This window comes from Leisingera sp. M523, assembly GCF_025141335.1.
In the GTDB taxonomy this organism is placed as follows: domain Bacteria; phylum Pseudomonadota; class Alphaproteobacteria; order Rhodobacterales; family Rhodobacteraceae; genus Leisingera.
Genome location: NZ_CP081036.1, coordinates 1782164 through 1795640, shown reverse-complemented (window position 1 = coordinate 1795640; position 13477 = coordinate 1782164). Strand labels below are relative to the sequence as shown.

At 59.8% G+C, this 13477-nt stretch carries 12 protein-coding genes; 6 read left to right on the top strand and 6 right to left on the bottom strand.

The window, feature by feature from the left end; genetic code table 11:
• Window positions 1-21 precede the first annotated feature (21 nt).
• The gene (locus K3557_RS08915; protein WP_259992298.1) at window positions 22-2337 is read left to right on the top strand and encodes an ATP-binding protein; all 2316 of its coding nucleotides are present in this window, start codon (window positions 22-24) and stop codon (window positions 2335-2337) included.
• A gap of 52 nt (window positions 2338-2389) precedes the next feature.
• On the opposite strand, the gene K3557_RS08910 is transcribed toward K3557_RS08915, so the two are convergent.
• The gene (locus tag K3557_RS08910) at window positions 2390-2989 is read right to left on the bottom strand and encodes a gamma-glutamyl kinase (protein WP_259992296.1); all 600 of its coding nucleotides are present in this window, start codon (window positions 2987-2989) and stop codon (window positions 2390-2392) included.
• 193 nt (window positions 2990-3182) lie between these two features.
• Here K3557_RS08910 and recA point away from each other — a divergent pair, with 193 nt between their 5' ends.
• The 4 genes from recA (at window position 3183) to K3557_RS08890 (ending at window position 7904) form a co-directional block, all read left to right on the top strand.
• Window positions 3183-4250, top strand: coding sequence for a recombinase RecA (gene recA / locus K3557_RS08905; RefSeq protein ID WP_259999181.1), 1068 nt, complete (start codon window positions 3183-3185; stop codon window positions 4248-4250).
• Window positions 4251-4405: 155 nt separating this feature from the next.
• Entirely contained in the window at window positions 4406-7057 is a 2652-nt protein-coding gene (alaS, locus tag K3557_RS08900; protein WP_259999179.1) for an alanine--tRNA ligase, read from the top strand.
• A 77-nt stretch (window positions 7058-7134) separates the two neighbouring features.
• Window positions 7135-7422 (top strand): DUF1330 domain-containing protein, encoded by a 288-nt coding sequence (locus tag K3557_RS08895; RefSeq protein ID WP_259999177.1) that lies wholly within the window; start codon window positions 7135-7137, stop codon window positions 7420-7422.
• Window positions 7422-7904: an MOSC domain-containing protein gene (locus K3557_RS08890; protein WP_259999175.1), complete on the top strand. Its 483-nt coding sequence runs from the start codon at window positions 7422-7424 to the stop codon at window positions 7902-7904. Before K3557_RS08895 ends, K3557_RS08890 begins: the two co-directional genes overlap by 1 nt.
• A gap of 42 nt (window positions 7905-7946) precedes the next feature.
• On the opposite strand, the gene typA is transcribed toward K3557_RS08890, so the two are convergent.
• Both typA and K3557_RS08880 read right to left on the bottom strand, forming a co-directional pair.
• A complete protein-coding gene (gene typA, locus K3557_RS08885) occupies window positions 7947-9767 on the bottom strand; it encodes a translational GTPase TypA (RefSeq protein WP_259992286.1) in 1821 nt (606 codons plus the stop codon).
• A gap of 93 nt (window positions 9768-9860) precedes the next feature.
• Window positions 9861-10196, bottom strand: a complete 336-nt coding sequence (locus K3557_RS08880) for a multidrug efflux SMR transporter (protein ID WP_129370830.1) — start codon at window positions 10194-10196, stop codon at window positions 9861-9863.
• A gap of 254 nt (window positions 10197-10450) precedes the next feature.
• On the opposite strand from K3557_RS08880, the gene K3557_RS08875 reads away from it, so the two are divergent.
• The gene (locus tag K3557_RS08875; RefSeq protein WP_259992284.1) at window positions 10451-11233 is read left to right on the top strand and encodes a class II glutamine amidotransferase; all 783 of its coding nucleotides are present in this window, start codon (window positions 10451-10453) and stop codon (window positions 11231-11233) included.
• Window positions 11234-11272: 39 nt separating this feature from the next.
• Here K3557_RS08875 and K3557_RS08870 read toward each other — a convergent pair whose 3' ends face one another.
• The 3 genes from K3557_RS08870 to K3557_RS08860 are packed head-to-tail and all read right to left on the bottom strand — an operon-like array spanning window position 11273 to window position 13334.
• Window positions 11273-12442 (bottom strand): HD domain-containing protein, encoded by a 1170-nt coding sequence (locus tag K3557_RS08870; RefSeq protein WP_259999173.1) that lies wholly within the window; start codon window positions 12440-12442, stop codon window positions 11273-11275.
• A complete protein-coding gene (locus tag K3557_RS08865) occupies window positions 12439-12681 on the bottom strand; it encodes a hypothetical protein (protein ID WP_259992280.1) in 243 nt (80 codons plus the stop codon). Before K3557_RS08865 ends, K3557_RS08870 begins: the two co-directional genes overlap by 4 nt.
• The gene (locus K3557_RS08860; RefSeq protein ID WP_134829836.1) at window positions 12681-13334 is read right to left on the bottom strand and encodes an alpha/beta hydrolase; all 654 of its coding nucleotides are present in this window, start codon (window positions 13332-13334) and stop codon (window positions 12681-12683) included. Before K3557_RS08860 ends, K3557_RS08865 begins: the two co-directional genes overlap by 1 nt.
• Between the last annotated feature and the right edge of the window lie 143 nt (window positions 13335-13477).

Here is a 13477-nt window from a genome sequence, read left to right as displayed (position 1 = left end):
TGCATTGTCCATGGAGCCGTAATGTCCGGTCGCCAAGAAACTTCCGTTCCGGAACTGCGGGTTTACGCCCCCGAGCATGCCCGGCTGGCCGCGACACTGCTGCTGGCCCTGATGCTGCTGTCAGGCCCCTGGCTGGTGCCGCTGCCCGATTGGATGGGCCGCGGCTTTGTCATGGTGGGGCTGACACTTGCGGCTGTGGCGGTGCTGATGGTTATTCAAACCCGGATGCGCCTGAATGCGCGGTCGATGGCGGCGGAGCTGCTGACCGGCTTTATCGAAAAAGATGCAACGCCGAGTTTTGTCACGGACGGTGATGGAGTGGTCCATGCCTGCAACGGGGCCGCTGTAAAACGGTTCGAGGACGGCAGCCGCGACACATTGGCAGGAACTTTGCGGTCGATCCTGGCTAACCCTTCGGCTGTTTTGTACCGGCTGCAAAGCCGCGCCCGCGTTGATGGTGCCGCCCGCGAGGATATCGTGACCCGGCGCGGCCATGTGCGGTTGGCGGTTCACCAGATGAACGGCGGCAGCTTTCTGTGGCGGGTGGAGGATATCCTGGATCGCGGCGGCAACGGGCGCGGTGCGGAAACGATGCCGGTTCCGATGATCACGGTTGGCCGCACTGGCGCTGTTTTGTTCATGAACGAGGCAGCCCGCAGCCTGATCGGCGAACGGGTGAAATCCACCGACCGTTTGTTCCCTGCGCTGCCGGTCATGCCCGGGCAGATCAATACGCTCAGCACCAAATCCGGCCCGGTCCAGGTGCTGGTCAGCGAGAAGAACCGCACCCAGGGGCGCAGCGAACTGTTTCTGATGGAAGTGGACGAAGGCAGTTTCGACTCTGCCCAAGCCGGGTTGGAAGCGCTGCCTGTGCCGTTCCTTAAGGTTGCTCCTACAGGTGAAATTCTGACCAGCAACCGCATGGCCCTGCGCCTGCTAGGCGTTGAAAGCTGTGCCAATCTGAAACTTGGCCAGCTGATGGAAGGGCTAGGCCGCCCGATGTCAGACTGGCTGCGCGATACGGCTGACGGGCTGGCACCGAACAAGTCTGAATTCCTGCGCCTGTCGCGCGCTGACAAGGAAGTCTTTGTTCAGGTGACTCTCACCCGGGTGGTGGAAGAGGGCACTCCGATGCTGATCGCAGTGCTGAATGATGCGACCGAGTTGAAGACGCTGGAAGCGCAATTTGTGCAAAGCCAGAAGATGCAGGCAATCGGTCAGCTGGCGGGCGGCGTTGCGCATGACTTCAACAATCTGCTGACCGCGATTTCCGGCCACTGCGATTTGCTGCTGCTGCGCCATGATCAGGGCGACCAGGACTATGGCGATCTTATCCAGATCCACGAGAACGCCAACCGGGCGGCCTCGCTTGTCAGCCAGCTGCTGGCGTTTTCGCGCAAACAGACCCTGCAGCCGGAAACCCTGGATGTGCGGGACACGCTGTCGGACCTGACCCATCTGCTGAACCGGCTGGTGGGTGAAAAGGTCACCCTGACGCTCAGCCACGATCCGGTGATGAAGTCGATCCGGGCTGATAAGCGGCAGCTGGAACAGGTGCTGATGAATCTGGTGGTGAACGCGCGCGATGCGATGCCGCAGGGCGGTGAGATCCGGGTCGAGACGGAAGTGATCGCGCTGGATAAACCGCTGGAGCGGAACCGCGCCACAGTTCCGGCCGGCGATTGGGTCACCGTGAAAGTGTCCGATGAAGGTGTAGGGATCGCTCCGGACAAGCTGCAAAAGGTGTTTGAACCCTTCTACACCACCAAACGCACGGGCGAGGGAACCGGTTTGGGCCTGTCCACGGCCTATGGCATCATCAAGCAGACCGGCGGCTACATCTTTGTTGACTCGGTCAAGGGACACGGCACCCAGTTCACCCTGTTCTTTCCGGTCTACAAACAGCAGGCCGACCAGCTTGCCGCTGAAAAACCGGCCGAGACTACGGAGAAAGCTGTTGCCGCCCAGCACGGCGAGGGCGTGGTGCTGCTGGTCGAGGATGAGGCTCCGGTGCGGGCCTTTGCGTCCCGGGCTCTCAGGATGCGGGGCTATACGGTGCTGGAAGCCGAATCCGCCGAGGACGCACTGCGCACGCTGGAAGATCCCGGCTTGACCGTGGATGTCTTTGTTACTGATGTGGTGATGCCCGGCATGGATGGCCCCAGTTGGGTGCGTCAGGCGCTGAAAGAACGCCCTGATACCCGCGTGGTGTTTGTTTCAGGTTATGCCGAAGGAGCCTTTGGCGAGGCTGACCCGGATGTGCCGAATTCGGTGTTCCTGCCGAAACCGTTCTCGCTCAACCAGTTGACCGAAACGGTTCATGCGCAACTGCATTAAGGTTGAGAAATTCAGATCTGTAAAAGCCGCCGGTTCCGGCGGCTTTTTATGGTCAACGGACTGGAATAGAATCGTAAAGTTCAAATTCCGCTGCACGCTTTCGCCGGACATGGTTCTGGGCTTCCGGGCTTAGTGTCAGACTTGCCTGAGGGCTGACATTTTTGCGCTCCAGCCGGATTTCCACGTCCAGGCGAAGCTCCAGGAACTGCTTCAACGCGTCCTGATCCTCATAGCGGAACAGATGGCTGACCTTGCAGCCATTTGGCTGTGCCTCGAGGAATTTCGCTTGGCTGCCGACATTGGCAAAGGCGGGCGGTTTGCCTTTGCAGTAGGCGTGCAGGAAGTCGTCAAAGCTGACATCCTTGGTCGAATTCGGATTGCCATCCAGCGCCGGCCGCTGCCGGTACCTGTACCAGCTGCCCAGCCAGCTGACCGGCTCCCGCATCACTGCGGCGACTTCCAGTTCTGCACCGCAGACCTTCTCAAACATCGGCCGGATCCACCGGTTGTAGCGGTAAAGCGGCGCATGTTTCAGCTCCGGCGGGTCGGAGACCACCAGATCTGCCCGGTTGCGCAAAGCCGCCTGAAAGGCGGTGGTGCCGGTCTTGGGAACGGAGAGTAGCGCCAGCCGTTCTTTGAAAAATATCATCATTCCGTTAACTGCCCGGTAAAATTTCTTGCTGCGAATTAACCATCAATCTTTCTTTAACACCCCGGGTTTGATGTGGGTACACAGAGTTTTCTGTTGCAATGTTCTCTTTTTGATCTCATAAGGAACAAGAGGTGAACAAAGCAGTGATTGCCGCACGCCCCGGTGTGTGACACATAGAAAGGGACAAGGGACTATGGCGGATCTTTTGACCATGAAAAATAAAGTAAGCGGTGACAAGCAAAAGGCGCTCGACAGCGCGCTTGCGCAAATTGAGCGGCAGTTCGGCAAGGGCTCCATCATGAAGCTTGGCGATGGCACGGCCTTGCAGGAGATCGAGGCCAGCTCGACCGGATCGCTGGGCCTGGACATCGCGCTGGGGATCGGCGGTCTGCCGATGGGGCGGATCATCGAAATCTACGGTCCGGAAAGCTCGGGCAAGACAACACTGACGTTGCATTGCATTGCAGAACAGCAGAAAAAGGGCGGTGTCTGCGCCTTTGTCGACGCGGAACATGCGCTGGACCCGCAATATGCGGCCAAGCTGGGCGTCGACCTGGATGAGCTGCTGATTTCGCAGCCAGATACCGGTGAACAGGCGCTCGAAATTACCGATACGCTGGTACGCTCCGGTGCGGTGAACATGGTCGTCGTCGACTCGGTGGCGGCGCTGACCCCCAAGTCCGAGCTTGAGGGCGATATGGGTGACAGCAGCGTCGGCGTGCAGGCCCGGCTGATGAGCCAGGCGATGCGCAAGCTGACAGGTTCAATCAGCCGCTCCAAATGCATGGTGATTTTCATTAACCAGATCCGCATGAAGATCGGCGTTATGTTCGGCTCCCCTGAAACCACCACCGGCGGCAACGCGCTGAAGTTCTACTCCTCCGTCCGCCTGGACATCCGCCGCATTGGCGCGATCAAGGACCGGGACGAGGTGGTCGGCAATTCGACCCGCGTCAAAGTGGTAAAGAACAAGGTGGCACCGCCGTTCAAGCAGGTGGAGTTCGACATCATGTATGGCGAAGGCATCTCGAAGATGGGGGAATTGCTGGACCTTGGTGTGGCGGCGGGTGTTGTCAATAAATCCGGCGCCTGGTTCTCCTACGGGGATGAGCGGATCGGGCAGGGGCGTGAAAACGCCAAAACCTTCCTGCGGGACAATGCGGCGATTGCCTTTGACATCGAAGACAAGATCCGCGCCTCGCACGGGCTGGAGTTCGACCGTCCGGATGCGAGCGGGGCAGACGATATCCTTGAGGCCTAAGCGCCGGGTAATCTGATCAAATATTTGAAATACGAGGGCGTGGCGCAAGCTGCGCCCTTTTTCATGGGAGACGCCGCTTCGCGCTGTAGACAGTGCGCCGGCTGGGGGGTAAACCTGCCCGGACCGCTTATTTAAGCCCGCAAGAGATCCTGCATATGCCGACGCTCAACGATATCCGCTCAACCTTTCTGAACTACTTTGCCAAACAAGGGCACGAAGTGGTGGATTCCAGCCCGCTGGTGCCGCGCAACGATCCGACCCTGATGTTCACCAACTCAGGCATGGTGCAGTTCAAGAACTGTTTTACCGGGGTTGAGACCCGCGACTACAAACGTGCAACCTCCTCGCAGAAGTGCGTGCGCGCCGGCGGCAAGCACAATGACCTCGACAATGTGGGTTATACCGCGCGCCACCACACGTTTTTCGAAATGCTCGGCAACTTTTCCTTTGGCGACTATTTCAAGCATGAGGCAATCCCCTTTGCATGGGAGCTGATCACCAAGGAGCTCGACGTTCCCAAGGACCGGCTTTACACCACCGTCTATCACACCGACGATGAAGCCTTTGAAATCTGGAAGAAGATCGGGGTGCCCGAGGACCGGATCATCCGGATCGCAACCTCCGACAACTTTTGGCAGATGGGCGATACCGGCCCTTGCGGCCCCTGCACCGAAATCTTCTATGACCACGGCGATCACATCTGGGGCGGTCCTCCGGGTTCACCTGAGGAAGACGGCGACCGGTTTATTGAGATCTGGAACCTCGTTTTCATGCAGAACGAGAAGTTCGCTGACGGCTCGATGGTCGATCTGGAGATGCAGTCGATCGACACCGGCATGGGGCTGGAGCGGATTGCGGCGCTGCTGCAGGGCACCCATGACAACTATGAAACCGATCTGTTCAAATCGCTAATTGAAGCTTCGGCAAATGTCACGAATTCCGATCCGTTCGGGGATCAGAACGTGCACCACCGGGTGATCGCGGACCACCTGCGCTCGTGTTCTTTCCTGATCGCCGAGGGCGTGCTGCCGTCGAATGAGGGCCGCGGCTATGTTCTGCGCCGGATCATGCGCCGGGCGATGCGTCATGCGTCGCTGCTGGGCGCCACCGATCCGGTGATGCACAAACTGGTGCCGGCACTGGTGCAGAAGATGGGCGCGGCCTATCCGGAACTTGGCCAGGGCCAGGCGCTGATCGAAGAGACCTTTGAGCAGGAAGAAACCCGTTTCCTCAGGACACTGGACCGTGGCCTGAAGCTGCTGGATGATGCCTCGGGCGATCTGGGCAAGGGCGATGTCCTGCCCGGTGAAACTGCGTTCAAATTGTACGACACATTCGGTTTCCCGCTTGATCTGACGCAGGACGCGCTGCGTGCCAAGGAGATCGAGGTTGATACTGACGGTTTCGATGCGGCGATGAAGGCGCAAAAGGAGAAATCCCGCGCTGGTGGCATCGGTCTGGGCGAAGCGGCGGATGTGAAGGTTTACTTCGACATTCTCGATGCTGCAGGACCGACCGAATTCCTGGGCTATGAGACCGAAAAAGCCGAAGGCCAGGTTGCCGCTATCGTCAAGGACGGTGCGCAGGTTCCATCGGCGGGCAAGGGTGAAACGGTTCAGATCATCCTGAACCAGACGCCGTTTTATGGTGAGAGCGGCGGCCAGGTTGGCGACAGCGGTGTGCTGACCGTCGAAGGCGGCGCGGCCCGTATCACCGACACCAAAAAGGTGGAAGGCTTGTTTCTGCACATTGCCGAAGTGACCGAAGGTAAAATTGCTGTCGGCCTTGGTGCCGCGATGGAGCTCGACCACGCGCGCCGCAGCCGGATCCGGGCCAACCACTCGGCCACGCACCTGCTGCATGAGGCGCTGCGCAATGCGCTGGGTGAACATGTGGCTCAGAAAGGTTCGCTGAATGCTGCGGACCGGCTGCGGTTTGATTTCAGCCACAACAAGGCGATGAGCGCTGTGGAGCTGACGAAGGTCGGCGCGGAAGTGAATGATTTCATTCGTCAGAACACGCCCGTGTCGACCCGGATCATGACCCCGGATGATGCGCGGAACCTGGGTGCGCAGGCGCTGTTCGGCGAGAAATACGGCGATGAAGTCCGTGTGGTCTCGATGGGCCGGGCGGCAACCGGCAAGGGCCACGATGGCGACACCTATTCGATTGAATTGTGCGGCGGCACCCATGTGAAGCAGACCGGCGACATCGGCACCTTTGTAATCCTGGGCGACAGTGCGTCTTCGGCTGGTGTGCGGCGGATAGAGGCGCTGACGGGGGCCGCGGCGTTTGAGCATCTGGAACGTGAAACAGGCCGGATGGCCGAGATTGCAACTGCGCTGAAAGCGCAGCCTGCTGATGTCATGGACCGTCTGAAAGCGATGATGGATGAACGCAAGGCGCTGCAGAACGAGATTTCGAATCTCAAGCAGCAGGTTGCGATGGGTGGCGGTTCTGGGAACGGGGCCGAGGCCAAGGACGTCAACGGCAAGAAATTCCTGGCCCAGGCTCTGAAAGGGGTGTCCGGCAAGGATCTCCGCGGCCTGATTGATGCGCACAAGCAGAACATCGGCTCTGGTGTGATCCTGCTGATTGCCGAGGAGGATGGCAAAGTTGCTGTGGCCGCGGGCGTGACCGACGATCTGACTGGCGAAATTTCCGCCGTGGACGTGCTGAAGGCGGCTGTTCCGGCTGTGGGCGGCAAAGGCGGCGGCGGCCGTCCGGATATGGCCCAGGGCGGCGGCAAGGATTTCTCCGGCGCTGACGAGGCGATCAAGGCAGCCGAGGCCGTGCTGGCTGGCTGACCATTTGGTCAAAAAATGCTTGGTCTTTCCGGCAAATCGCCTAATCTGCCGGAAAGATCATAACTTGGGAGGCTCCGATGCCCGCACTTTGGATTGCACATGTGACCGTCACCGACGCTGATGCCTATGGCAAATATGCCGAACTGGCGGGGCCGGCCATCGCCAAGCACGGCGGCACCTTCGTCGCCCGCGGCGGACGTTTCGTGCAGCTGGAGGGCAACGAACGCCCGCGCAATGTTGTCGCCAAATTCCCAAGTGTCGACGCCGCAGTCGAGTGCTATCACAGTGCGGAGTACCAGGAAGCGCTGAGCCACGCACGCGGCGCGTCCGAGCGCGAACTGATGGTGGTGGAAACCTCCGAATAGTGATCACCGCTTTTGCGGAGATGCTGAAATGCCACGCTGGTCAGGGCCGGGTGGCGTGGATCGGCCTGCGCCCTGCGCGGCGGGAAGAAATTCTGACAGTGGAAACTGCGGATGTAACTGCAGCGGGTCTTTGCGGCGATCATGCCAAAGAAGGCAAACGCGCCGTTACATTAATCCAGGCTGAGCATCTGCCGGTGATTGCGGCCCTTGACGGGCTGGACAATTTGCAGCCGGAACTGCTGCGCCGGAACTTGGTCATTTCCGGGATCAATCTTGCGGCATTGCGCAAAGCCAAACTGCAAGTCGGGAGTGCGGTTTTGCAGGTTACCGGCCCCTGTCCGCCCTGTTCGCGGATGGAAGAGGTGCTGGGCCACGGCGGCTATAACGCGATGCGCGGCCATGGCGGCTGGTATGCCGAAGTGGTGGAGCCGGGCAGGGTGGCTTTGGGCGACAGCGTCACAGCTCTGACTTCGGCAGAATAAAAAACGGCGGCAGAGATTTCTGCCGCCGTTTTTTAATGTCTATCAGGCGTTGGCCTTGGCCATCCGCTTCCGCTCATGCGGGTCCAAGTAGCGCTTGCGCAGACGCACGGAGTTCGGCGTCACCTCGACCAGCTCGTCGTCGTTGATGTAGGCAATCGACTCTTCCAGCGACAGTGTCACCGGGGTCGTCAGACGCACCGCGTCATCGGTGCCCGAAGCGCGAACGTTGGTCAGCTTCTTGCCTTTCAGCGGGTTCACTTCCAGATCGTTCTCGCGGGAGTGCTCACCGATGATCATGCCGGTGTAGACGTCGGCCTGGGCGCCGATCATCATCTTGCCGCGCTCTTCCAGGTTCCACAGTGCAAAGGCAACCGAAGTGCCGTTCTCCATCGAGATCAGAACACCGGCGCGGCGGCCCGGGATCGCGCCTTTGTGCTGGGTCCAGCCGTGGAACACGCGGTTCAGAACGCCGGTGCCGCGGGTGTCGGTCAGGAATTCGCCGTGATAGCCGATCAGCCCGCGCGAGGGAACATGCGCGATGATGCGGGTCTTGCCTGCGCCTGCCGGCTTCATCTCGACCAGCTCGCCTTTGCGGGCACCGGTCAGTTTTTCAATCACCGCGCCTGAGTATTCGTCATCCACGTCGATGGTGGCTTCTTCGACCGGCTCCATGCGCTTGCCGTCTTCTTCTTTCATGATCACCTGCGGGCGGGAGATCGACAGCTCGAACCCTTCGCGGCGCATGTTCTCAATCAGAACACCCATCTGCAGTTCGCCGCGGCCTGAAACCTCAAAGGCTTCGCCGCCGGGGGTGTCGGCAATTTTGATGGCGACGTTGGACTCGGCTTCTTTCATCAGGCGGTCGCGGATGACGCGCGACTGGACTTTCTTGCCGTCACGGCCGGCCAGCGGGCTGTCGTTGATGCCAAAGGTCACGGTGATGGTCGGCGGGTCAATCGGCTGGGCGTCCAGCGGGTCATCCACGGCCAGCGCGCAGATGGTATCGGCCACCGTTGCCTTGGCCATACCCGCGAGGGAAACGATGTCGCCTGCCTGGGCTTCCTCGATGTCCTGCTGTGCCAGGCCGCGGAACGCCTGGATGCGTGTGACGCGGAACTGTTCGATTTTCTGGCCAATGCGGGTGAGGGCCTGCACGGTGGCGCCGACCTTCAGTTTGCCGGATTCGACGCGGCCGGTCAGCAGGCGGCCCACAAAGGGGTCGCTGCCCAATGTGGTGGCCAGCATCCGGAAATCTTCGTCCTGGCGTTTGATCTGTTTCGGCTCGGGAACGTGGTTCACGATCAGATTGAACAGCGCGTGCAGATCCTTGCGGGGACCGTCCAGTTCAGCATCAGCCCAGCCGTTACGGCCAGAGGCATACATATGCGGGAAGTCCAGCTGGTCTTCGTTGGCGTCGAGCGATGCAAACAGGTCAAAGCATTCGTCGAGGGCACGGTCGGGCTCGGCGTCCGGCTTGTCGACTTTGTTCAGAACCACAATCGGGCGCAGGCCCAGAGCCAGCGCCTTGGAGGTCACGAATTTGGTCTGCGGCATCGGGCCTTCGGCGGCGTCCACCAGCAGCACCACGCCGTCGACCATCGACAGGATCCGCTCAACCTCGCCACCGAAATCGGCGTGGCCGGGGGTGTCGACGATGTTGATACGGGTGCCGTTCCACTCGACCGAGGTGGGCTTGGCAAAAATGGTAATGCCGCGCTCGCGCTCCAGATCGTTGCTGTCCATGGCGCGTTCCGCCACAGCCTGATTTTCGCGGAAGGCGCCGGATTGTTTCAGCAGCTCGTCGACCAGGGTGGTTTTGCCGTGGTCAACGTGAGCAATGATCGCAATGTTGCGCAAGTCCATGACGTTCGCCTTTGTAAGGAAGTTGGGCCGCGCATAGCCCGAACCCCGCACAAAGGCCAGAGGAAATCCGTCCAAAGAAGCCGCAAATGCGGATCAGTGGGCGGAAGACTTGGAAAACAGGTGAATGATAATGATGCCGGACATGATCAGCACCATGCCGATCACGGCTGGCAGATCCAGCTTCTGGCCAAAAACAATGAAGGCAATAACCGCTATCAGCAGGATGCCAAGACCCGACCAGATCGCATAAACAATCCCCACTGGCATGAACTTGAGCGTCAGCCCCATCATGTAAAAGGAAAACGCATAGGCGACCAGAACGATCAGCGACGGTCCAAGCTTGCTGAACTGCTGACTGGCCTGCAGGGCCGTTGTGCCAATGGTTTCCGCTGCAACCGCAATAATCAGGTAGATATAGTGAACCGGCATCTCTGCCTCCGTATACGCGTTTTGCCCGGCCTCCGGCGGAGCAGTGTTCCTTTCTCCGGTACCGTATTCAATGCAGTGCAGGAAGTCCCAATGCGTCACTGTTTGCCTTGTTTTCGGCCGCCGCGGCAGTGAACAGATGACTGTGCGCAGATACGCTGTATTAAGAATCTAATCTGTTTTAGATGAATATTCCAATTATAGCGATTAGATCGGAAAATAAATCCTGATCGGATCTTCATCACAAGGAGCGACATATGTGCCGCTGGGCTGCCTACACCGGTACCAAGGTCTTTTTGGAAGACATCATTTCCACCCCGGCGCATTCACTGATTGCACAAAGCCAGAAGGCGGTTGAATGCAAGACCGCAACCAATGGTGACGGGTTCGGCATTGCCTGGTACGGGCAGCGGACCGAGCCGGGGCTCTACCGGGATGTCTACCCGGCCTGGTCGGACTGTAATCTGCGTGCGCTGGTGAGCCAGGTTCAATCCGGTCTTTTTCTGGCGCATGTGCGGGCATCGACCGGATCCGCTACCAGCCGCAACAATTGCCATCCCTTTGCGGTCGGCAGGTGGAGTTTCATGCACAACGGGCAGGTCGGAGGTTTCGAAACCTTCCGCCGCCATGCCGATATGTGCATTCCTGATGAGCTTTATGAGCACCGCAAAGGGGCTACTGACAGCGAAGTGCTGTTTCTTCTGGCCCTGCGCGAAGGCCTGGACACTGATCCGAAAGCGGCGCTGGAGCGGGCGGTGGGCTGCATGGAGGCTTTGTCGCGCGCCCGTGGCAGCACCCCGCATATGCGCCTGTCCGCAGCCATGTCGGATGGAGAGACGCTTTATGCGGCGCGCTACTCCTCTGACAGTATTGCGCCATCGGTCTATTACCGCTGGAGCCGCAGTTTGAACGGATGGGCGGTTGTATCAGAACCGCTTGAGGACACAGGTGACGCATGGAACGAGCTGCAACCCGGTGAATTCCTGACGCTTACTGCGAGCGGGGCTGAAACGCAGCCGTTTCAACCGTTTCTTGCGTGAGGCAGGGCTGGCGGGGTCTGGTGCCACGCCGGTTTCCCGCTACAGGCGTCCAGCGTCCCGGAACCAGGGCTCAATCTTGGCCCGCACATAACGCCAGACGCCGGGCGCACCACGGCTAACCTTTTCGCCAACCCGGGTGTCGATCTGTGGTAAACGTACGTCATAATCCACCCAGCTGCCGCCGCCGTTCAGCAGGTTGAGCAGAACCGGCTGCACCCGGTCGATGGACTTGGCGAACACTGCGTCAGGGCTTTCTGCGGTCTCAAATTCCTCCCAAATAGCCCGCATAGGCAGGCCTTGGTCCGGGGGCAGCAGGCCAAACAGGCGGTCAGCGGCGGCGTCTTCCTTGGCCGCAAGCGCCGCGAGGGCTGCGGGATCAATTACGCCGTGGATCGGCGCATCGCCTGCATCGATTTCGACCAGATCATGCAGCAGCAGCATTTGCAGCACCCGGTCGACCTCAAGCGGGCCGGCGCTGTGCTCTGCCAGCACCCAAGCATACAGCATGATGTGCCAGCTGTGTTCGGCCGAGTTTTCGTGGCGTGATCCATCGCCCAGCTTGGACGCGCGGGTGATCAGCTTCAGCTTGTCCGCTTCATTCAGAAATGGCAGGCGGGCCGTCAAACGGCTGCAATCAAAACCGGTGCCGTGATCCAGCAGGGCCTGCGCATGGTGATAGGCTTCCGGGAAGTCCTGCTGCAGCGCGGCTGCGCGCCCGCCGTTCAGGTTTTGCCGGACCACATCGACATGCCAATCCAGAGGTTTGCTACCATAGAGCGTCTGAAAGATCGGCTGGCAATGGTCCACCCGTTTGGCAAAGCGCGCATCGGGGCTGGCCGCGGCCTCAAATTCCTGCCACAGGTCCAGGAATTCAGCGCCCTGGTCCGCGGGCAGCAGTCCGAACAGGCGTTTGGCGGCGGCTTGCTCTGCCTGTGCGACGGCGTCCCAGTCAACGTCATCCGTGATCGGGTGATCGCCGGCGTCAATCTCGACCAGATCATGCAGCAGCAGCATCCGGATCGCGCGGGAAATCTCCACGTCCGGCGCGGCAAACGGCGCCATAACCAGCGCATAAAGCGCCAGATGCCAGCTGTGTTCCGCCGAGTTTTCGCGTCGGCTGCAATCAATGATCAGGTTTTGGCGGTCAATGCGGCGAAGCTTGTCTGCTTCCAGCAAGAATGCGAACTGCGCGTCCAGCCGGTCGCTCATGCGTCGCCCTTTGCGTCAAGCTGCGCCTGGATTGCGCTGACTTTCTGATTTAGGAACTCCCGCGCCTTGCGCTCGGCCAGGCGTACGCGCATTTCGGTCAGAAACGCTTCTTCCAAAGATTGGGAGGCGGCGCCAAGCACTTGGCCCACCTCCACATACAGCCGGTCTTCGCCGCTGGCCTCCTGTACCTTGATCGTATCGACCGCCAGTTTCTGCGCCAGCGTTTCGATCGTGCCCATCAGCGGCTGTTCTCGGTCAGGCGGCGCTTCACGTAATCGGATACATCGCCGATCATCGTGTCCATATGCGGTTCCTGGAAGAAGTGATCCGCACCCTCGATCTCGTTATGAGTGATGGTGATCCCCTTCTGCTCATGCAGTTTGCCAACCAGATTGGCGGTATCTGCAGGCGGCGCCACACGGTCGGATGTGCCGTTGATGATCAGCCCGGAGGACGGGCAGGGCGCCAAGAAGGAAAAATCATACATGTTGGCCGGCGGTGCAACAGAGATGAAACCGGTAATCTCCGGGCGGCGCATCAGCAGCTGCATGCCGATCCAGGCGCCGAACGAGAAACCCGCAACCCAGCAATGCTTGGAATTGGTGTTCATCGACTGCAGGTAATCCAGCGCCGAGGCCGCATCCGACAGTTCGCCCACGCCCTGGTCGTATTCGCCCTGGCTGCGGCCGACACCGCGGAAATTGAACCGCAGAACCGTAAAGCCCATGTTGTAGAACGCGTAGTGGAGGTTGTAGACCACCTTGTTGTTCATGGTTCCGCCGAACTGCGGATGCGGGTGCAGTACGATGGCGATCGGGGCGTCTTTTTCTTTTTGCGGGTGATAGCGGCCTTCGAGGCGGCCTTCGGGTCCAGGAAAGATGACCTCGGGCATGGGTGGTTCAAATCCTACTCTCGTTCTCGCGACTGCCGGCAGAAAACTTGACGGGTTCCGTCGGGCATCTTAGAACAGTTCTAATCAAGGGCGCTGGCCTCGCCATACACCGTCAGGCTGAGATACGCACAGACGCGGGGAAG